The organism is Prauserella marina (assembly GCF_002240355.1).
Lineage (GTDB): Bacteria > Actinomycetota > Actinomycetes > Mycobacteriales > Pseudonocardiaceae > Prauserella_A > Prauserella_A marina.
Genome location: NZ_CP016353.1, coordinates 4,152,481 through 4,170,409 on the forward strand (window position 1 = coordinate 4,152,481; position 17,929 = coordinate 4,170,409).

Annotated in this window: 18 protein-coding genes; 4 read left to right on the plus strand and 14 right to left on the minus strand. The window is 65.9% G+C overall.

The window, feature by feature from the left end; translation table 11 throughout:
• Positions 1-5 precede the first annotated feature (5 nt).
• Genes cutA through BAY61_RS19490 form a run of 3 tightly spaced genes read right to left on the minus strand, consistent with a single transcriptional unit; the run spans position 6 to position 1,919 of the window.
• The gene (gene cutA, locus BAY61_RS19480; RefSeq protein WP_091808245.1) at positions 6-350 is read right to left on the minus strand and encodes a divalent-cation tolerance protein CutA; all 345 of its coding nucleotides are present in this window, start codon (positions 348-350) and stop codon (positions 6-8) included.
• A 31-nt stretch (positions 351-381) separates the two neighbouring features.
• On the minus strand, positions 382-1,170 hold the full coding sequence (locus BAY61_RS19485) for an SDR family oxidoreductase (RefSeq protein ID WP_091808243.1): 789 nt from the start codon (positions 1,168-1,170) through the stop codon (positions 382-384).
• On the minus strand, positions 1,167-1,919 hold the full coding sequence (locus tag BAY61_RS19490) for an SDR family oxidoreductase (protein WP_091808242.1): 753 nt from the start codon (positions 1,917-1,919) through the stop codon (positions 1,167-1,169). The genes BAY61_RS19485 and BAY61_RS19490 overlap by 4 nt, the downstream gene beginning before the upstream one ends.
• Positions 1,920-1,966: 47 nt before the next feature.
• Between BAY61_RS19490 and BAY61_RS19495 the strand changes: the two genes are divergently transcribed.
• The 3 genes from BAY61_RS19495 (at position 1,967) to BAY61_RS19505 (ending at position 4,586) form a co-directional block, all read left to right on the plus strand.
• On the plus strand, positions 1,967-2,584 hold the full coding sequence (locus tag BAY61_RS19495; RefSeq protein ID WP_091808240.1) for a TetR/AcrR family transcriptional regulator: 618 nt from the start codon (positions 1,967-1,969) through the stop codon (positions 2,582-2,584).
• A gap of 203 nt (positions 2,585-2,787) precedes the next feature.
• Complete coding sequence (locus tag BAY61_RS19500) at positions 2,788-3,291, plus strand: nucleoside deaminase (protein WP_245865258.1); 504 nt, start codon at positions 2,788-2,790, stop codon at positions 3,289-3,291.
• A gap of 323 nt (positions 3,292-3,614) precedes the next feature.
• Entirely contained in the window at positions 3,615-4,586 is a 972-nt protein-coding gene (locus BAY61_RS19505) for an AraC family transcriptional regulator (protein WP_094168504.1), read from the plus strand.
• Between the two features lie 55 nt (positions 4,587-4,641).
• Here the strand turns inward: BAY61_RS19505 and BAY61_RS19510 are convergent, their stop codons facing one another.
• From BAY61_RS19510 to BAY61_RS19520, 3 genes are all read right to left on the minus strand, one after another.
• On the minus strand, positions 4,642-5,601 hold the full coding sequence (locus BAY61_RS19510) for an alpha/beta hydrolase (protein WP_091808236.1): 960 nt from the start codon (positions 5,599-5,601) through the stop codon (positions 4,642-4,644).
• A gap of 231 nt (positions 5,602-5,832) precedes the next feature.
• Positions 5,833-7,104: a beta-ketoacyl synthase N-terminal-like domain-containing protein gene (locus BAY61_RS19515; protein ID WP_091808234.1), complete on the minus strand. Its 1,272-nt coding sequence runs from the start codon at positions 7,102-7,104 to the stop codon at positions 5,833-5,835.
• An 82-nt stretch (positions 7,105-7,186) separates the two neighbouring features.
• A complete protein-coding gene (locus BAY61_RS19520) occupies positions 7,187-8,773 on the minus strand; it encodes an AMP-binding protein (RefSeq protein ID WP_091808233.1) in 1,587 nt (528 codons plus the stop codon).
• Between the two features lie 165 nt (positions 8,774-8,938).
• Between BAY61_RS19520 and BAY61_RS19525 the strand changes: the two genes are divergently transcribed.
• Entirely contained in the window at positions 8,939-10,171 is a 1,233-nt protein-coding gene (locus tag BAY61_RS19525; RefSeq protein ID WP_091808519.1) for an acetyl-CoA acetyltransferase, read from the plus strand.
• Between the two features lie 4 nt (positions 10,172-10,175).
• Here the strand turns inward: BAY61_RS19525 and BAY61_RS19530 are convergent, their stop codons facing one another.
• From BAY61_RS19530 to BAY61_RS19565, 8 genes are all read right to left on the minus strand, one after another.
• Positions 10,176-11,672, minus strand: a complete 1,497-nt coding sequence (locus BAY61_RS19530) for an SDR family NAD(P)-dependent oxidoreductase (protein ID WP_091808231.1) — start codon at positions 11,670-11,672, stop codon at positions 10,176-10,178.
• Between the two features lie 115 nt (positions 11,673-11,787).
• Positions 11,788-12,648, minus strand: coding sequence for an SDR family NAD(P)-dependent oxidoreductase (locus BAY61_RS19535; RefSeq protein ID WP_091808229.1), 861 nt, complete (start codon positions 12,646-12,648; stop codon positions 11,788-11,790).
• A gap of 18 nt (positions 12,649-12,666) precedes the next feature.
• A complete protein-coding gene (locus BAY61_RS19540; protein ID WP_091808227.1) occupies positions 12,667-13,416 on the minus strand; it encodes an SDR family NAD(P)-dependent oxidoreductase in 750 nt (249 codons plus the stop codon).
• 87 nt (positions 13,417-13,503) lie between these two features.
• Positions 13,504-14,466 carry an amidohydrolase family protein gene (locus BAY61_RS19545; protein WP_091808225.1) on the minus strand — a complete coding sequence of 321 codons (963 nt, stop codon included), beginning with the start codon at positions 14,464-14,466 and terminating at the stop codon, positions 13,504-13,506.
• Between the two features lie 33 nt (positions 14,467-14,499).
• Positions 14,500-15,069 carry a TetR/AcrR family transcriptional regulator gene (locus tag BAY61_RS19550; RefSeq protein WP_170140159.1) on the minus strand — a complete coding sequence of 190 codons (570 nt, stop codon included), beginning with the start codon at positions 15,067-15,069 and terminating at the stop codon, positions 14,500-14,502.
• A 133-nt stretch (positions 15,070-15,202) separates the two neighbouring features.
• On the minus strand, positions 15,203-16,309 hold the full coding sequence (locus BAY61_RS19555) for a CaiB/BaiF CoA transferase family protein (protein WP_091808220.1): 1,107 nt from the start codon (positions 16,307-16,309) through the stop codon (positions 15,203-15,205).
• Positions 16,306-17,154, minus strand: coding sequence for an SDR family NAD(P)-dependent oxidoreductase (locus BAY61_RS19560; RefSeq protein WP_218128584.1), 849 nt, complete (start codon positions 17,152-17,154; stop codon positions 16,306-16,308). Before BAY61_RS19560 ends, BAY61_RS19555 begins: the two co-directional genes overlap by 4 nt.
• Positions 17,126-17,920 (minus strand): SDR family NAD(P)-dependent oxidoreductase, encoded by a 795-nt coding sequence (locus BAY61_RS19565; RefSeq protein ID WP_170140158.1) that lies wholly within the window; start codon positions 17,918-17,920, stop codon positions 17,126-17,128. The genes BAY61_RS19560 and BAY61_RS19565 overlap by 29 nt, the downstream gene beginning before the upstream one ends.
• Positions 17,921-17,929 lie beyond the last annotated feature (9 nt).

The following is a 17,929-nucleotide window of genomic DNA, read 5'->3' on the forward strand; positions in this document are numbered from 1 at the left end:
GCCCGTCACTCGCCGGGCTCGTCGCGGGTTTCGGTGACGAGCCATCGCAGATAGTCGGCATGCCCCCCGGTGATCGGGGTGACCACGACCTCGGGCACGTCGTAGGTGTGCCGCTCGGTCAGCGTGCCGATGAGAGCCGTTGCCCTGTCGGCCGCGGTCTTCACCTCGACCCGCCATTCGCGGGCCGTCTCGATCGCGCCCTCCCACCGGAACACGCTCGTGATGGGGCCGACGATCTGCGCGCACGCGCCGAGTTTCGCCTCGACGGCGGCGGCCGCCAGTGCGCGCGCGGCTTCCTCGGAGTCCGTTGTGGTCACGACCATCACGTGGCCGGGTTGCGCTGCTGACATCCGGTCAGCCTAGAGGCGACCGGCCTGCTCGTCAGCTCGCGCCTTCGACCTTGCGCTGGAGCTTGTTCATCCCGGCCAGCCAGCGTTCCGTCTCGGTGGCGCGGGCGGCGTAGTAGTCGCCGACCTCGGGGTGGGGCAGGATCAAGAACCGGCCGTCGCTCAAGCCGGTGACGCACGCCTCCGCGACGTCCTCGGGTTCGATGGCCGAGGCGCCCATGACGAGCGCTCCCGCGGCACCGGTGGCGGCCAGCATCTTGGTGCGGACCCCTTGCGGGCAGACAGCCTGCACGGAGATGCCGCGATGCCGGTAGGTGACAGCGAGCCACTCCGAGAACGCCAGCGCGCCGTGTTTGGTCACCGAATACGGCGCCGAGCCGAGACTCGTGAGCAAACCGGCCGCCGACACCGTCGCGAGGAAGTGTCCTCTGCCCCGGGCAAGCCACGCCGGCAACAGCTCCCGCGCGGCCCGCACGTGCGCCATCACGTTGACGTCCCATGCCAGTTCCCACAGCTCGGGCGTAGCCTCAGGTCCCCCGTGCGGCGCGACGCCCGCGTTGGCACAAAACAGGTCGATCTCGCCGGCGAACGCCGTGCGTGCCTCGGCGACAAGGTTGCGTACCCCGTCCTCCCCTGCGACATCACCCACGACGGCGGTCGCGCCGACCTCCTCGGCCACGGCACCGACGGCATCGGTATCGAGGTCGGCGAGCACCAACCGCGCCCCCGCTGCCGCGAACCGGCGCGCCATGGCGGCGCCGATACCACCGCCTCCGCCGGTGATCACCACTCCGGCCCCGGCGAGGTCGAAGCCCGCACTCACAGACCGCCCCCAATCGTGATGCCTCCGTCGAGCACCACTGTCTGACCGGTCATCCAGCCTGCCTGCCCTGACAGCAGGAACGACACCGCACCGGCGACGTCCTCCGGCAGGCCGAGCCTTCGCAGCGGGTAGGCCGAGGCGACCTCCTCCTCCCTGTCCTCGTAGAGGGCGGTCGCGAACTTGGTCTTCACGATGGCCGGTGCCACGGCGTTGACCCTGATCGCCGGAGCCAGTTCGTGCGCCAGCTCCATGGTCAGCCGCATCAGGGCGGCCTTGGTCACGCCGTACATGCCGATGCCAGGGGACGTTCGCAGGCCCGCGATCGACGCGACGTTCACGACAGCGCCGCCGTGCTCACCCATCCACGCGTCACGCACCTTGCGGGTCCACGCGATCGGCGCGAGCACGTTGACACCGAACAGCTTCGCCGCGGTGTCCGGCTCGATGTCGAGGATGGAGCCGTAGACCGGGTTGATCCCGGTGTTGTTGACCAGGAAATCCACGCTCCCGAACGCGTCGAGTGTGCGTGCGACGGCTTCGTCCTGGTGCGCGGTGTCGTCGGTCTTTCCAGCGACCCCGAGCGCGACCGCGCTGCCGCCCAGTTGCTCGACGGCGTCGGCCAGCGGCTCCGGCTTGCGTGCGGTGATGCAGACCTTCGCTCCCTGCTCGACCAGGTCTTTCGCGATCCCGAGCCCGATCCCCCTGCTCGCGCCTGTCACAATGGCAACGCGGTCCTTGAGTGAGTTCACTTCGGCCAATCTCCAATCCGGGCTAAGCGCTCGCTTACAATCCTCGCATGACGGTGTCGTTGACGGCCGAGTTGTGGCCTGATGTCCAGCCGGAAACCGCGCGCCGGCTGATGCTGGCCGGGGTCGAATCGTTCGCGCGGCGCGGGTACCACGCGACGACGACCCGTGACATCGCCGGCAACGCGGGCATGAGCCCGGCCGCCTTGTACGTGCACTTCCCCTCGAAAGCCGCCCTGCTGTTCGCCATCAGCCGAAGCGGGCACGAGCAGGCGCTGGCCCTCGTCGAGGCAGCCGCGAACGAAGCCGACTCACCGGCGACCGCCATGCGGCAGATCGTCGAGCGATTCACCTCATGGCACGCCCGCAGGCACACGGTGGCCAGAGTCGTGCAGTACGAACTGGGCGCGCTCCCCGACAAGGAGTACGAAATCGTTGCCGGGTTGCGCCGCGGCATCGAGCAGATCGTGCGCGACGTCATCGAGTCCGGCCTCGCGAAAGGAGACTTCCAGGTCGCCGACGCGCACACCGCGGCCCGCGCCATACTGTCACTCGGCATCGACGTCGCACGCTGGTACAGCGACCGGGCCAAGAAGAGCCCCACCGCGCTCGGTGTGGAGTACGCCGAACTCGCACTGCGCATGCTGGGCACGCGGACCACCGCTTGATCGTCGGCAAGGCCATCGCTGGTCTCCGATCGTCGGTGCCTGACTCAACTCACGTCGCGTCGACGCACTCCGGCGGGTTGCCGGGCCATCGCGTCGCTCCGGATGATGTTCATCATCCGGAGCCATACTAAGCGGACGCTCACCTCCACCGCCAGGCTCGATTGCCTTCGAACCTCGACGCCTACCAGCTGAGGGTTGCCACCATGGCCTGGCCGATCGAGAGTGGACGAATGAACGCCAGCGACCCCCTCGCCCTGTTGGCCGTGGCTATCGAAGAGGCCCGTACCGGGCAAGCCGAAGGCGGCGTACCGATCGGCGCGGCCCTGTTCACCCTGGAGGGCACGCTACTCGGCAAGGGGCACAACCGGCGAGTTCAGGATGACGACCCTGCCATGCATGCCGAAACGAGCGCGTTTCGCGACGCGGGCAGACGCCCTCATTACCGGGACACGGTCATGGTGACGACGCTGTCGCCGTGCTGGTATTGCAGCGGTCTCGTTCGCCAGTTCGGTATCGGGCACGTGCTGATCGGTGAAGCATCGACGTTCTCCGGCGGTCATGAATGGCTGGCCGAGCACGGGGTGAACATCACGATCGTCGATGATCCAGGGTGCATCGCGATGATGACCACATTCATCGACGAGAATCCGCGGCTCTGGTACGAAGACATCGGCGAGGTCACCGATATCGCCGACCGGCCCTGCTGATCGTCGTAGCGGTGCCTGTTCGGCATCCCCGCGCTCGCGCCGCGCCCGCACTGTCCAATGCGGAGCCAGAACGCCGGAAGGCCCGGTGTTTTCCTTGCGAGGAGCCACCATCGCCTCCCGGCTCCGGCGCACGCGGATCCGCGCCGTCAGCCTCAAGCTTCGGTGCCATCAGCGCGAACAGGCTCCCGCGCCACCGGAACTCGCCTCCTGCCAGCCAGATCAACTGCCGCTAACGTCGGAGACGACCGAAACAGAGCGTGTGGCCGGGGTCACGCAACGGAGCAGCCTCGGTCGCAGGCGTCCCGATTCCTTTGGCGGTTCCCATGCGAGCGGCGCCACTCCACCGCTACGAGCTCTTCCATACTTCCGATATCGACCACGCCCGTGAGCTCGCCAGCCGAGTGTTCTGCGAGCACCAGCTCGTTCCGCATTCCCGGATATCCCAGCTTGACGCCAGACTGCACAGCACGAAACTGGACCGCACCGCGGTGAGCTATCTCGCCTACGGTGCCGACGTCCGGATCTCACCCGGTGCACGGGACTACTACGCGGTCCTGCTCCCGCTTCGCGGCGAATGCCGGATGAGCCTCGGCTCACGACGGATCGTCGCCGACACCAGTACCGCCGTGATCGTTTCCCCGGAAGAACGACTATTGATGCACTGGCAGGACCGCTGCCAGCAACTCATCTTGCGGATCGACCGGGACACCATCAACGCGCATTTGCAGGAAGTCACCGGAGCCGGCCCCGACACACCGATCGCCTTCGCCCCCGTCATGCCGGTGACCTTCGGCCTCAAACACAGCTGGCGCATGGCTCTGCTCAACCTCGTTGCCGACCTCGACCAGGAACACAGTCTTTCCGGCTCCGCGTTGGCGGCGCGGGCGTACGAACGCGCGCTGCTCTCCGGCTTGTTGCTCGCGCAGCCGCACAATTACGAGAACCAGCTCAGCCACGAAGGCGGCACGACCCACCCTCGGGCGGTTCGGATGGCCATCGAGATCATGCGCAGTCAACCGGCTGAGGAACACACCTCCACCAGCCTTGCCCGCAAGGCCGGCGTCGACACCCGTACCCTGCAACGGGCCTTCCGCCGGTCGATGGATACGACGCCGATGACCTATCTCCGACAGCTACGGCTACAGCGTGCGCGTGACGAGTTGAGCACATACGACATCGAGCAGACTTCGGTATCCCGAGTCGCCGCACGATGGGGTTTTCCCCATGCCGGGCGTTTTTCCGTGATGTACCGGGAAAAATTCGGCGAGCCGCCATCCCGGACTCTGCATCGGTGACGGAAACGAGCGACCCGGCCTCGACTGTCGCAGAGGCCGGGTCGCTGGGACGTGCTCAGACCAGATTGGACTCAAGAATGCGGGCATTGACAGGAGCGGCGGCAGGCACGGTCAGGCCGATTCTCTCGCGCATCCACTCCCCCATCACGCGGATCGCGTTGTCCGCTTCCGGAGCATGTCCAGCGAGCAGAGTAAAGTCGTGCTGCATCTCCGGGACAACATGGACAGACACGGAGACACCCGCACGCTCGGCATGCTCGGCGAACCGGTGGGTGTCGTCCAGTAACGTTTCATGACCGCCGGTGTGGATGAGCATCGGCGGCAGCCCCCTGAGGTCCGCCCACAATGGATTGATACGTGGATCGTCAGGACGCACCGAACCGAGCAAAGCGGCGCGCATTCCTTCCAGGATGGGCTTTTGCACGACCGCGTCCAGCGGAGCGTTGGTCTCCAGCGTTTCCGACGACAGTGTCAAGTCGTACCACGGGGACATCGGCGCGATCGCTGCGGGCAAGGGCAGTCCGAGTTCGCGAAGCCGCAACACGACCGTCGTGCAGAGGTTGCCCCCGGCCGAGTCGCCGACGGAGGCGATCTGCCGGGCCGGAATTCCTTGCCCCAGCAGCCATCGATAGGCGGTCACCCCGTCTTCGATCTGGGCGGGGAACGGGTGTTCAGGGGCGAGCCGGTAGTTCAGGACCAGCGCACGGGCGCCGACCGCGCTGGCGAGATGCCCGGCGAGTTTTCGATGCAAATACATCGAGCCGACCATGAAGCCACCACCGTGGAAATACAACAGCACCCGGTCGACCGCGCATTCCTTTGGCACACACCACAACGCGGGAACTCCGTTGACATCGGTCTCCGCGTAGCAAACATTCTCCGGTTCCCGTGTCACGACATGTAATTCCTCGAACAGGTCCCGCATGGTCGCGAGGTCCATATCGGGGCATTCGGCCATACGCGCGGCCAAGGATCGGTAAAGTTCGGTCAGCCGCTCAGAAGACTCACTCGCCATGTCACGCTCCGTTCAACCAATAGTGGCTCTCGCCACCAGGCCGACTCGATGATTAACGTGACGTTAAATTCCACAAGCGAGTATGTCAATGATCGTTCATACATAACGACCGTAACAGTCTGAACACAAACGACCATTTGTTGTCAGCAATAGCTGATTGCAAATTGCCGTAGATTCCTCCTTGAATCTCATGAAACATATTCACCACCCGCGTGTACGCGAGTTCCGAGGTCACACGGTACGCAGCAAGACCGAGGTGGTGTCGCCGCCGCCGGACAGTGCGGCGGTGAGCACCGTGGGCCGCGCGGATCGGGAAAACGCGGCCGCTTCGCCCACCACTGGCGTCGCGGGCAGTCGCTTGTAGGGCGTGACGAGGTTCGCGGTGGGGGCAATCCGCTCGGCGTCGAGCATGACCAATCCGGAGAGGACTTTCAACAGGCCCACCGCACCGGGAAGATGACCGTAGCAAGCTTCCTGGGAGGTGATGTACAGAGGCGAATCGTCGGCAAGCGAGTCTCGAAGAGAGTCCACTGTGTCGCACAGGAAGTTTTCGAGTTCGCGGTTTCCTTCGGCGAAGTCGCAGAAGCAGGCGAGATCGTCGAACGTGACGTCGGCGGAGCGCAACAACCCGGCCAAGTCCCGGCCGTAGGGAACCGGATCGCCCAGTCCCATCGCATTGTTCCCGCCGTTGCGGGAAGAAAGCATGGCGACTTCGATGTTGCCGTCCCCCTCGGTGGCGGGGCCAAGAACGAATGCCATCGCACCTTCCGCCGGCGCGTTGCCGGTTTGCACTTCGTCGTGAGGGCGCACGTCACTTGGGTCTGCCGAAGTGCTGGATGCGCGGTGGCCGGTGCGGGTCTGGTAAGCCGTGCTCGAAAGGAAAAGCGGCTCCAGCGGTGTTTCCACCCCAACCACGATCGCGTGCTCGACCTCACCGCGCGCAACCATGTTCGCACCGAGTTCGAAGCCACGCAGTGACACACTGCATCCACCGGTCAGCGTGAAGGTGGGAATGTCGAGCCCCAGGTTCATGCACAGCATCGAGGCGATGGCGCCGGGGGTGGCCGTGGCCCAGTACCGCATACCGACTCCGGAAGGCCCCTGATCGTCGAACCGGCGCATCAGGCGGATCACTTCCTGCACGGAGAACTGCAACGAGGTCAGGATCAGAACCGCCCTGCCATCGCTGATCTCTCGTGCCGTCAGACCCGCGTTGTCCATCGCGTCGACGACAGCCGCGTGCGCCAGCCTGCCCGCTCGCGGCGTTCGCCTGATCACCGCGTCCGGCAGGTCCAGTTCTTCAGTGAACTCCTCCGGAACCCGGCCCGCCACCCTGACCGCGCTGTCGGTCAGATCGAGCGGGCTGATGGCGGAGCGTCCGGACAACACCGTCCCGGCGAACTCCTTGACGTCGCGGCAAGACCGGTCCACACCTGGCAGGACCATGCCCACTCCACGAATACCGAGCCGCTTCCAGACACCCTCACGATCCGTCCGCACCATTCCCGCTCCCCGCACGTCCCTGAAATTCCTTGCCCCATCAGGACACCTCGAATCGGGGAGGGGGAACAGTGCCCGCGGGTACTCAGTGAGTCAGCGGATGCGCGATCGGCTCGTGGCGAAGCCGGATGCCCGCTGCCTCCCTGTCCCAGGTGTCCGCGGCGACGCCCTCGGCGCGTAGTCGATGCTTCTCGATTTTGGCGGTAGGGGTCTTCGGCAGTTCGGGCAGGACGCGGACATATCTGGGCACCATGAAGTAGGCAAGCCGCTCGATGAGGAAGCTGATCAGTTCCCCCGGATCCACAGACTGCCCGGCGACCGGCGCGACGACGGCGAGGACATCGTCCTCGCCGTGCGGGCTCGGTACCGCGACCACGGCCGCCTCGCCGACGCGGGGATGCGCCAGTACTTCGATCTCCACGTCGAAGGAGGAGATGTTTTCCCCTCGTCTGCGGATGGTGTCCTTCACCCTGTCCACGAAGAAAAACTCACCATCGGCGTCGCGACGGAAAGCGTCCCCGGTGTGGAACCAGCCGTTGCGCCATGCCCGGGCAGTCGCGCTCGGCATGCCCCAGTAGCCGGAGTTCATCGCCCACGGCCGGTCCGTGCGCAGCACCAGTTCTCCAGGCGTTCCGTCGGGAACCTGACGATCGTGCTCGTCGACCACCCGCGCCTCGACTCCTTCGCGTACCCGGCCACAGGTACCCCGAGTCGGCGGATCGACCTCGGAGATGATGGGGATCGAGGTCTCCGTCATGTTGAACATCGCGACCACCTCGACCCCGAACCGCGTCGCGAACCCCTGGACGTCGTCGATCAAGGGCACCATGAACACGTGCCGCAGCGGGTTGTCCCGGTCCTGGGGCGAGTGCGGCTGTTTGGCCAGGAATGTCGCCATGACACCGAGCAAGGTCACGTGGGTGGTGCCTGTCTCGCGGATCGTCTCCCAGAACCTGCTGGTGTCAAAACGGTCCACGAGCGCGATGGAGGCTTCCATGAGCAGTGCCGCGTATGTGCCGACGGTGCCGCCCGCGTGGAACAACGGCAGATTGACCATATAGCGGTCGTCTCGCCCGAAGCTGCCCTCGAAAGCGGCACCGCCACTGGTGGCCAGCTGCACATAGGAACACACGACACCTTTGGACGGTCCGGTCGTGCCCGAGGTCAGGATGATCGCGTAGGGGTCCCACGGTTCGACAGGCCGATCCGGCTCCACGAGCGGCCCTCCCTCGTCCGGCCACGTCTCAGGGAGCAGCCGCACGACGTGCTCCAGCTCGCCGCCTTCGATGTCGTCCAGCCGGTCGAGCAAGCCAGGGGCGGCAACCATGACCTTCGCGCCCGACAAAGAGATCGCGTGCTCCAGCAGGCGTCCGCGGTAGGCGGGGTTGAGCGGAACGTAGATCGCCCCGAGGAGGTTGATTCCGAACCAGACCCGCAGCGCGTCGGGCCCGTTGGGCAGCCAGGACAGCACCCGGTCGCCATGCCGGACCCCCAGTTCGGAAAGGCGCCACGCCACCGCGTTCGCGGCTCGCAGGGTCTGAGCGTAGGTCCAGGTGCTCCCGTCGCCGAAGACCGCGTATGTCCGGTCAGGTTGTTCTGTGGCACGACGCCTCAACAGTGGTCCCAGCACACACTCGTTCGCGCTCGGGATTTCCGGGCTCGACCAATCCATGTCACGGCCTCGCTTCCCCGCTCTCATCAACAGAGATGTATGAGCGTTTATAAACATCGGACGTCACGTACGTCAAGCAAGCTTTCTACAGGCCATGGTTGCTTCTCACGCGTTCTCAAGTTGTACTGTATGTACGCTCATTCATATCGGATGAAGGGTTCCGAGATGCCAGAACCGGTATACGTCCTGGGTGGCACGCAGACCGACTTCGCGGTGAACTGGACGAAAGAGGACGAAGAGCCGCTGACGTCGATGCTGCGGGAGGCTGTCGCGGGCGCGCTGATCGACGCCAGGGTCGAACCCGAGGAGATCCAGACGGCGCACGTGGGCAATTTCGGTGCCGAGCAGTTCACCGGCCAGTCGCATCTGGGTGCGCTGGTGCCGATGCTCTACCCGGCTTGGCATGGGCTTCCGACGAGCAGGCACGAAGCCGCGTGCGCGTCGGGAAGCATCGCGTTGCTGGCCGCGACCGCCGAAATCGAAGCGGGCCGCTACGACATCGCGCTGGTGGCGGGCGTGGAACTGATGCGAAACATCCGTGGCGACCAGGCCGCGCGGCACCTCGGTTCCGCCGCCATGGTGCCAGAGGAAACCGCCTCCGACGATTTGCCGTGGCCTTCCCTTTTCAACCGCATCGCCGAGGAAACCGACCAACGACATGGCTTGGACCAGCGATATCTCGACCGCATCGCCGAAATCAACCGCACCAACGCACGGCGGAACCCGAAGGCGCAGACCCGCGACTGGACCCTCGAACCCGAACAGTTCACCGCCGATGACATCGTGAACCCGATCGTCACCGGGCGCACCCGTAAAAGCGACTGTGGCCGCATTACCGACGGGGCCGCCGCGGTCGTACTCGCGGGACGCCGCTTCGCCGACGAGTGGGCGCGCGGGCAGCGCGGTGCGCCACGAAGCCGCGTGCTGGGCTGGGGCCATCACACCGCTCCCCTTCCGCTGCGGAGCAAGTTTCTGGCGAGCAAGCCGGACGATTACCTGTTCCCGCACGTCCGGGACGCCATCTTCGATGCCTACCGCCGCGCGAACCTGCAAGGACCGCGCGATCTCGACGTCATCGAGACCCATGACTGTTTCACGATCACCGAGTACATGGCACTCGAACACTTCGGGCTCACCGGCCCCGGCGATGCCTGGCAGGCCATCGAAAACGGGCTGATCGACTTCGAAGGCCCCCTTCCGGTGAACCCGTCGGGCGGGCTTATCGGTGCCGGACATCCGGTTGGCGCGACCGGCGTCCGGATGCTTCTGGACGCACACCGGCAAGTGACCGGGACCGCGGGCGGCTATCAGGTCGAGGCCGCCCGGAAAGCGGGCACGCTCAACATCGGTGGCAGTGCCAGCACGGCCGTCAGTTTCATGATCGGTGCGGCGGACTGATCCGTCACGCCGAACCCACCGAACTGATGACGTCCCGAATACCCAATGGGGGCAATGCCTTCAAGGTGACCCAGCCGCCACACACACGCAGCTGCGCGCCTGTCAGGAAGCTCGAAGCCGGACTGACGAGATAGCTGATGGCCGCGGCGACATCGTCAGGATCGGAAAGCCTGCCCAGCGGCACTCGGGACAGGGACTTCGTCACGAAGGCCGGATCGGCCGTGTCGGTCATCGGCGTCCTCACGATGCCTGGCAACACGGTGTTCACCCTGATCCGATGCCGTGACAGGGTCATCGCCAGATGCGCGCCCAGCTGAGCGGAAGCCGCCTTGCTCGAACCATAGCTGTACAAGCCGGGAACCGGTGCCGAATGGGCGCTCGTCGACGAAACCCCGACGATCGCCCCGCGATGCTTCGTCGACGCCCACCGGCGGGCCAGCTCTTCCGCGGCGTCGGCATAGGACAGCACGTTGATCCGGTAGCTGTCTTCTCGTTGGCCCTTCCCGTCCGCGAGATCGTCACGAGCGAGAACACCGGCGGCATAGACGAGATCGGAGATCTCCCCTGCCTCGTCCCACGCTTGCCGCACCATCCGCGCCGCGGCGCCCGGCTCGGCGAGATCCGCCCGCACGATGTGTACCCGGGTGCTCAAATGCTCGCGGATGGCATTGCGCACTCGATTCAGTTCATCGGTTCGCCTCGCCACGAGCACCAGGTCCGCTCCCCTGCGGGCGAGCTCGATGGCGGTTTCCTCACCGATTCCGCTGCTGGCCCCCGTCACCAGTACGGTCCTTCCGGCCAGCGACCAGAGATCGGCTGGAGCTTCGGTCGACCGGTCGATACGCACGGTGCCTGGCGGGGACATCGGGACCACGGCCGCTTCCAGCCCTCCGTCGAGCGGCAGCACCTCACCGACCATCGTGGTCAACCCGCGGCTGTACAACAGGATCAGGGCACCGGCCAGGTCCGCGCCGGTGACCGGGCGACGAATCACCTGGTGTGCCAGCAAATCCGACTCGACCTCAGGCGTAAGCCGGTGTCCGAGGAACGGCGCGTAGCCAATCCTGATCGTGTTCAGCAATACGCCGTGCGGTGCGACCCTCGCCGCCAATTGTTGCCACCAGTGCAGTTCGGCCGCCTGTCGCGCCGCCTGTTCGGCGTCGGCTTGCGCGGCGGGCCATGGCAGGGCATCCGTGATCAGCACCATCCGCCCACCGCCCGCCCGAATCATCCGTTCGGCCGTGTCCCGGATTGTGGCCCGGGGAAGCTCGATGTCGCCGTCCCTCGATCCGAACACGGCGTTGGCGACCTGCACGACGCACAGCGCGGTTCGCGCCGGGCGGTTCCTGCCCATCGCGGTCGCGGTCAGGAAACCGGCCCCCCTGAGCACCTCGTGCACCGCCACCGCGGCCTCGCCGCCCGCGGCGACTTCGACCACTCGGGCGCACGGATACAACGAGGTTGTTCTGAGCGCGGCAGGAACGCTCGTAGCGCTGGCCATCTGACACCTCCACCGGACTGGCTCCTCACGAACCTACGAGCCGGCGGAGTGCGCGTAACCGCGCCTGGAGTACCTGTTTTTGCCCGGAGTGGGGACGGAAAGTACCGGGACAGCCTCACCTGGCTCCGTTATCCTGAAAACGGAACTGCTGGTGACGTGGTGTCCAACCAGAACTGTTGCGCACTCTGAAGTCCGTGCCGAACCAGCCAGGAGAGTACGCGCTCCCGCCACCGTCCACGAGCAGCGCCGCGCCGTTCACGTAGGCACTGTCCGCCGACGCGAGGTAGGCGATCGCGTCGGCGACATCTTCCGGACGTCCCAGCCGTCCCAATGGCGATTCGGCTTCGTTGTAGCCGCGAGAATCACCGTCGAGCAAGCTGTTGGTCATCGACGTCTCGGTCACTCCGGGCATCACGGCGTTCGCACGGATGTCGTACTGCCCCAGTTCGTAAGCCATGATCTTGACCATCATGTTGAGAGCCGCCTTCGCCGAACAGTAGGCGGAAAACAGTGCGACCGGTTCGATCGCTCCAGAGGAGGAGGTGACCACAATGGACCCTCCGTTTCCGGCCGTCGCCATCCGGCGCGCAGCCTCCTGGCACACCGCGAAAGTCCCGGTGACATTGACCTCGAACGTGCGCTCCCAGACCCGGCGGGGCATTTCCAGAAAAGTACCGAACCGGCCCCAGCCCGCATTCGCCACGCAAATGTCCAGCCGGCCGTGTTCTTCGACAAGCCGGTCGAACAACGCGTCGACCTGATCGGGTTTGGTCTGGTCGCATTCGAAGCCCCAGGCCGCGCCCCCGGCCTCGGCGATCTCCTTCGCGGTGGTCAGCGCTCCGGCACCGTCGAGGTCGGCGATGACGACGTGAGCACCATCCGTGGCGAGCCTGCGCGCCGCCGCCGCGCCAATCCCGGATGCACCTCCTGTCACCAGTGCGACACGATCGGCCAATGGCTTGGTGCTGCTATCCATTTCCCTTGTCCTTTCCCCTCAGTTGCGAACCCATCCGCCGTCGACGAACATCACCTGGCCGGTGACATACCCTGCTTGGTCGGAGGCCAGCCACGCGGCGGCACCGGCGATGTCGTCGGGCTGGCCCATACGCGCGAGTGGAAGCGTGGCCACGGTCTTCTGACCGATCCGGTCCAGATCACCGGTTTGACCGATATCGGTGTCGATGAACCCGGGCGCGATGGCGTTGGCCCGGATTCCCTCCCTGCCGAGTTCGACGGCCAGCGACCGGGTGAGGCTGAGCAGTCCGCCCTTGGACGCGTCGTAGGCGATCTGCCGGAAGAACCCGATGACCGCGACCGAGCAGATGTTGATGATCGCGCCGTGACCGCCGGCGGCCAGGTGGTCGACAGCCGCCTGGCTCAGCACGAACGGCGCCTTGAGATTCACGCTCAGTACCCGGTCCCAGTGCTGTTCGGTGAACTCACGGAACGGCAGCCGGTAGACGAGTCCGGCGTTGTTGACCAGGATGTCGAGACCGGCCAGCCCTTCCGCGGCCACCGCCACGATTTCTCTGGCCTTGTCCGCGTCCGCGATGTCTCCCGGGACCACGATTCCCTGCCCGCCGGCGCTCCGGATGTGATCGACGGTCGCGGTTGCCGCCTCCTCGTCCAGGTCGTTGACCGCGACCCTCGCTCCCTCCGTGGCGAGCCGGGTGGCGATAGCCGCGCCGATACCCCGGCCCGCTCCGGTGATCAGTGCCGCACGTCCCTCAAGAAGCGTCGTCATCGGCAGCCCCTAACTCACGTTCTCTATGAACGTTCATTTATATCAGAGGCTGAGAATGCGTCAAGGTCCGCGACGGACCGACCCGCCTTAGTCGAGACCGAGCAACCGGGCACCGTTGTCGTGCAACCACGCGTCGAGAACGCGAGGGGACACGTCAAGCCCGCCGAACTCGGCGACCAGTTCGCCCACGGTCATGCCGTGCACCCACTCGACGCTACCGAAGAGGATCTTGTGCCGGACCGTGCTCGCACCATGCGCGAACAACGGCTCCCAGCCGGAGCCGGATCGCGCCATGTGCCGTGGCCGATGCGTGGAGAACTCAAGGTAGACGTTCGGATGCCGCTGACACAGCGCGATCGTCTCAAGCACCCACGGCCAGCCACCGTGCCCTGCGATCAGAACGAGATCGGGGTGACGGCTGGCGATCACGTCGAGCTGACGCCAGCAGCACCAGTCCACCGGCACCCGCCTCGACAGGTTGTGTCCGTTGTGGACCCACAACGGCACGCCCAGTGCCTCGACCTCGCTGTAGAACTCGTCCGCGCCTTCCGAGAGCGGGTCAGCCACATCGAGGAAGTGCGTCACCGAGACGCCCTTCATCCCCAGTTCGCCGACGCATCGGTGCAGCTCGGCGATTGCCGCACGCGGGTCGGCCAGATTGACGCTGCCCCACGGGACGAGCAAATCCGGATACTTGGCTCCGAACTCGGCGATCCTGTCGTTGACCATGCCACCGCCGGGCAGCAGGCGCATGCTGCTGTGGATGACCTGTCGTCGCACGCCGTCCGCGCGAAGGCGCGCGGCATGAGCGTCGAGGTCGAAATCGAAGAACTCCGAGGCCAGCAGGAGATCCAGCGCCGTCTCCGGATCCCGCTCGGCCACGGCCGCGAATTCCAGGGGGTCGATTCCGGCGCTGAGCGACAGCCGCTGGCCGAACGTGAAAAAGTAATCCGGCGCGTATTCGGCGAATCCTCCCAGATACGCGCGCCAGCAGTCGCGGTCCAGGATCATCCCCGACATGTCGACAACGGATTTCTGCTGTTGCCCCACTACGTCCAGCCTTTCTGAGCTCGGATGGCACCGTCAGCCCGCGTGAGTCACCGCGCGAAGCACGAATTCGGCATAGAACGAAGCGAAAGCGGCATCGGACACCGGACCGTCCGGGTCGAACCAGCTGGATACCCGGAAGCCCATGTCCAGCGCCGCCGTTGCCGCGAACTGGGCCGCGTCGCCTCCCGGCACGCTCGGGACGGTGAAAACACCGGAAGCGAGTCCGGCCTGGATGACCTCCCTGACCCTGCCGCGGATTCCGAGCCGGAGTTCGCGAACCTCGTTGCGATGCGTCTCGTCCAGCGCACGCCAGGCGTCGCCGACCATCGCTTCCTTCCGGAAACGCGTGTGGTGCAGGACGAACACTTCGATCAACGCACGCAACTGCGGGACAGGCGGTTGCTCTTCCGACACGGCGGCGAACTCACGCCCGAGCACCGCGTGCCCGTCCATGATGATCGCGTGCAGCAGTTGTTCCTTGGAGCCGAAGTGGTTGTAGAGCGCGCCAGGAGTGAGACCGCACGCCTCGGTGATATCCCGAACCGATGTGGCGTGGAAGCCGTTGTTGTAAAACAAGCGCGTGCCCGCCTCCTGTAGCCGCACCCGAGGATGCTGATCGGATCTGACCCGCGATTTCACCTGTACCGGCATTCCACACCTCGTCGATAAGCCAGGGGCTATATGATCGTTCATACATCTTACGTGTCGACCCGTTCCTTCACATGAGTGCCCTGGATCACATTTCAGACACGCCCCAGTCGGCCAGCACGGCCGCGTTGTCGGCACCCGAATCCGGTGGACGCCTGGGATTTCCCGGCTTGGTCCGGGAAAACCGGGGTGCGGGAACGGCCTGCTCCACGCCTTCCACGTCGACGATCGTGCCGCGCTCTCTCAGGTGCGGATCGGACGCCGCTTCCGCGAACGACAACACCGGTGTCACGCAGGCATCGGTGCCCTGGAAGACCCGAGTCCATTCGTCTCGTCCACGGCTGCCGAAGGCTTCGGCGAACCGTTCGCGCAGAATCGGCCAGCGCGAGCGGTCCATCTGGTCGGGCAAGCCGGCATCGGCGAGCCCTAGACCGTGCAGGAGCTCCGCGTAGAACTGCGGCTCAAGTGCTCCCACCGCTACATAACGCCCGTCCGCGCAAGCATACGTGTCATAGAACGGCGCGCCGGTGTCCAGCAGATTGGATGCCGGTTCATCCCTCCACTCCCCCGCGGCCCGCAGCGCCCAGAACCCTTGCGCCAGTGAGGAAGTGCCATCGACGACCGCGGCCTCCACCACCTGCCCCTGACCCGATGCCTCGCGTTCCAGCAGGGCGGCAAGCACACCGAGCACCAGATACAGCGAGCCGCCCGCGAAGTCGCCAACCAGGTTGAGCGGCGGCGTAGGCCGCCCGCCCGCCGTTCCGATCGCGTGCAGTACTCCGGTGAGAGCGATGTAGTTGATGTCGTGACCGGCTCGCCGCGCCAGTGGCCCTTGCTGCCCCCAGCCGGTGATCCGGGCATAAACGAGCCTGGAATTGCGGTTCCGGCATTCGGCGGGCCCGAGCCGGAGCCGCTCCGCGACGCCTGGCCGGAAGCCCTCGATGACCACGTCCGCGCGGTCGATCAGACTACTCGCCAGCCGGTGCCCCTCGGCTTCCTTCACGTTCGCGCTCACCGATCGCCGCCCGCGCATCATCCAGTCTCGCGTGCCGTTGGGAATCACCCGCAAACCACCGGCAGGCCGCTCGATCCGGACGACGTCGGCACCGAGGTCGGCGAGCAGCATCCCGGCGTGCGGCCCAGGTCCGATTCCGCCAAGCTCGACGACCCTCAGTCCCGCGAGCGGCCCCGTCATGGCGTGCCGCAGTCGACCGAGAACGATTCACCGGTGATCGACCGAGCGGCACCGCTGAGCAAGAACGCGGTCAGTTCGGCGATTTCGCCCGGTTCGATGAGGTGTTTCAACGCGCTCGCCCGCACGGTACTTCGCCAGTACCGCTCCCAGGTCAGGTCGGCAGGGCCCGCGTTCCGGCGGACACTGTCCATGAAGTCCTTGCCGTACAACGATTCGTCGCTGACCATGTCCGTGTCGGTGAAGGCAGGGCAAATCGCGTTGACCCGCACTCCGGACGGCCCGGTTTCCAGCGCCAGCGAGCGGACGAGGCCGTTGATCCCCCATTTCGAGGCCGCATAGGCCGTGTTGGCCGGAACTCCTCGCTTTCCAGCGGCACTGGAGATCACGACGATCGCACCCCGCGCCCGTTCCATCATCCCTGGAACGACCGCACGGCATAACCGGAACGTACCGTTCAGATTGGTGTCCATCGTCCGTAGCCACGCATCCTCGTCCTGCTCGCACAGGTACTTCTGCCCAGCGGCGGTTCCCGCGTTGTTCACCGCGAAGTCGACAGGACCGAGCGTGCGTTCCACGGTCGCGACGGCCCGGCGCACAGACTCCAGATCGCGCACGTCAGCGGGGTGCGCGAAGGCGGTTCCGCCCTCGGCGAGAATCTGTTTCTCCGCAGTACGAAGCCGTTCCTCACCGCGTCCGAGGAGCGCGACCGCGGCACCGTCGGCAGCGAGTTTCGTCGCGATGCTCAGTCCGATGCCGCTTCCAGCTCCGGTGACCAGAGCCACGCTGCCTTCGAAGGGGTATTTGGCTTGGGTCGAATCAAACGATTCGGTTGGGGAAACCGCCACCGTGCACCTCCAGAACTGTTCCGGTCAGGTATTCGTTGTCCAACGCGTGCAGCACACTCGCGACCACCTCGTCCTCGGAAGCGAAGCGCCGCAACGGAATCCCCTGGCGCAGGCGCTCCATGTAGTCCGCATGCGCGGGCCTGGCAGCGGCCTTGTCCCTGAGGGCCCTTCCATCGACGACACCCGGCGCGACGCACACCACCCGAATGCCGAAATCCGCGAGTTCCAGAGCCCAGCTGCGGGTGAGCGAGACAACCCCGGCTTTGGCCGCGGCGTAGGCGCTTTGCCCCCAGGAGCCTTGCCACGTGGAACTCGCGATGGTCACCAGGACCCCGCCTCTGCCTTGCCCGGCCCACGTGCGCGCGGCCGCACGGCCGACGAGGAAGGTGCCGGTCAGGCAAAGCCCGATGACGTCCTGCCATTCTCGCTCGGTGTGTTCCCGCCAATCCCCTTCCGGCGCCGAAGGCGGGGCGATCAGCCGCCGGGACAAATTGCGCCCCGCCGTGTTCACGCAGCCGAGAATCGGAACGTCGGCGAGATCGCGGAAGAGCGCGTCCACGCTCTCGGCGCTGCTCGCGTCGACATGATGGCAGCTGATGGGGAGATCTTTGTCCCGTGCGATCTCGGCGACAGCCGCCAGCTTCGTTTCATCTCGTGCGGCGGCGATCGCGGGACGGCCCGCCGCGGCCAGTTTCAACACCGTCGCGAGCCCGATTCCGCTGGTACCACCTACCACAAGGACGGCAGGAGCTCCGAAGTCGTTCACTCGTCGTCC

What these genes read in the sequence shown, in the direction of transcription:
- BAY61_RS19505 (WP_094168504.1), top strand. Translation starts at nt 3,615, where the DNA reads ATGCGAGCGGCGCCACTCCACCGCTACGAGCTCTTCCATACTTCCGAT.
- BAY61_RS19510 (WP_091808236.1), bottom strand. Translation starts at nt 5,601, where the DNA reads ATGGCGAGTGAGTCTTCTGAGCGGCTGACCGAACTTTACCGATCCTTG.
- BAY61_RS19540 (WP_091808227.1), bottom strand. Translation starts at nt 13,416, where the DNA reads ATGACGACGCTTCTTGAGGGACGTGCGGCACTGATCACCGGAGCGGGC.
- BAY61_RS19495 (WP_091808240.1), top strand. Translation starts at nt 1,967, where the DNA reads ATGACGGTGTCGTTGACGGCCGAGTTGTGGCCTGATGTCCAGCCGGAA.
- BAY61_RS19520 (WP_091808233.1), bottom strand. Translation starts at nt 8,773, where the DNA reads ATGGATTGGTCGAGCCCGGAAATCCCGAGCGCGAACGAGTGTGTGCTG.
- BAY61_RS19525 (WP_091808519.1), top strand. Translation starts at nt 8,939, where the DNA reads ATGCCAGAACCGGTATACGTCCTGGGTGGCACGCAGACCGACTTCGCG.
- BAY61_RS19530 (WP_091808231.1), bottom strand. Translation starts at nt 11,672, where the DNA reads ATGGCCAGCGCTACGAGCGTTCCTGCCGCGCTCAGAACAACCTCGTTG.
- cutA (WP_091808245.1), bottom strand. Translation starts at nt 350, where the DNA reads ATGTCAGCAGCGCAACCCGGCCACGTGATGGTCGTGACCACAACGGAC.
- BAY61_RS19555 (WP_091808220.1), bottom strand. Translation starts at nt 16,309, where the DNA reads ATGACGGGGCCGCTCGCGGGACTGAGGGTCGTCGAGCTTGGCGGAATC.
- BAY61_RS19500 (WP_245865258.1), top strand. Translation starts at nt 2,788, where the DNA reads ATGGCCTGGCCGATCGAGAGTGGACGAATGAACGCCAGCGACCCCCTC.
- BAY61_RS19515 (WP_091808234.1), bottom strand. Translation starts at nt 7,104, where the DNA reads ATGGTGCGGACGGATCGTGAGGGTGTCTGGAAGCGGCTCGGTATTCGT.
- BAY61_RS19535 (WP_091808229.1), bottom strand. Translation starts at nt 12,648, where the DNA reads ATGGATAGCAGCACCAAGCCATTGGCCGATCGTGTCGCACTGGTGACA.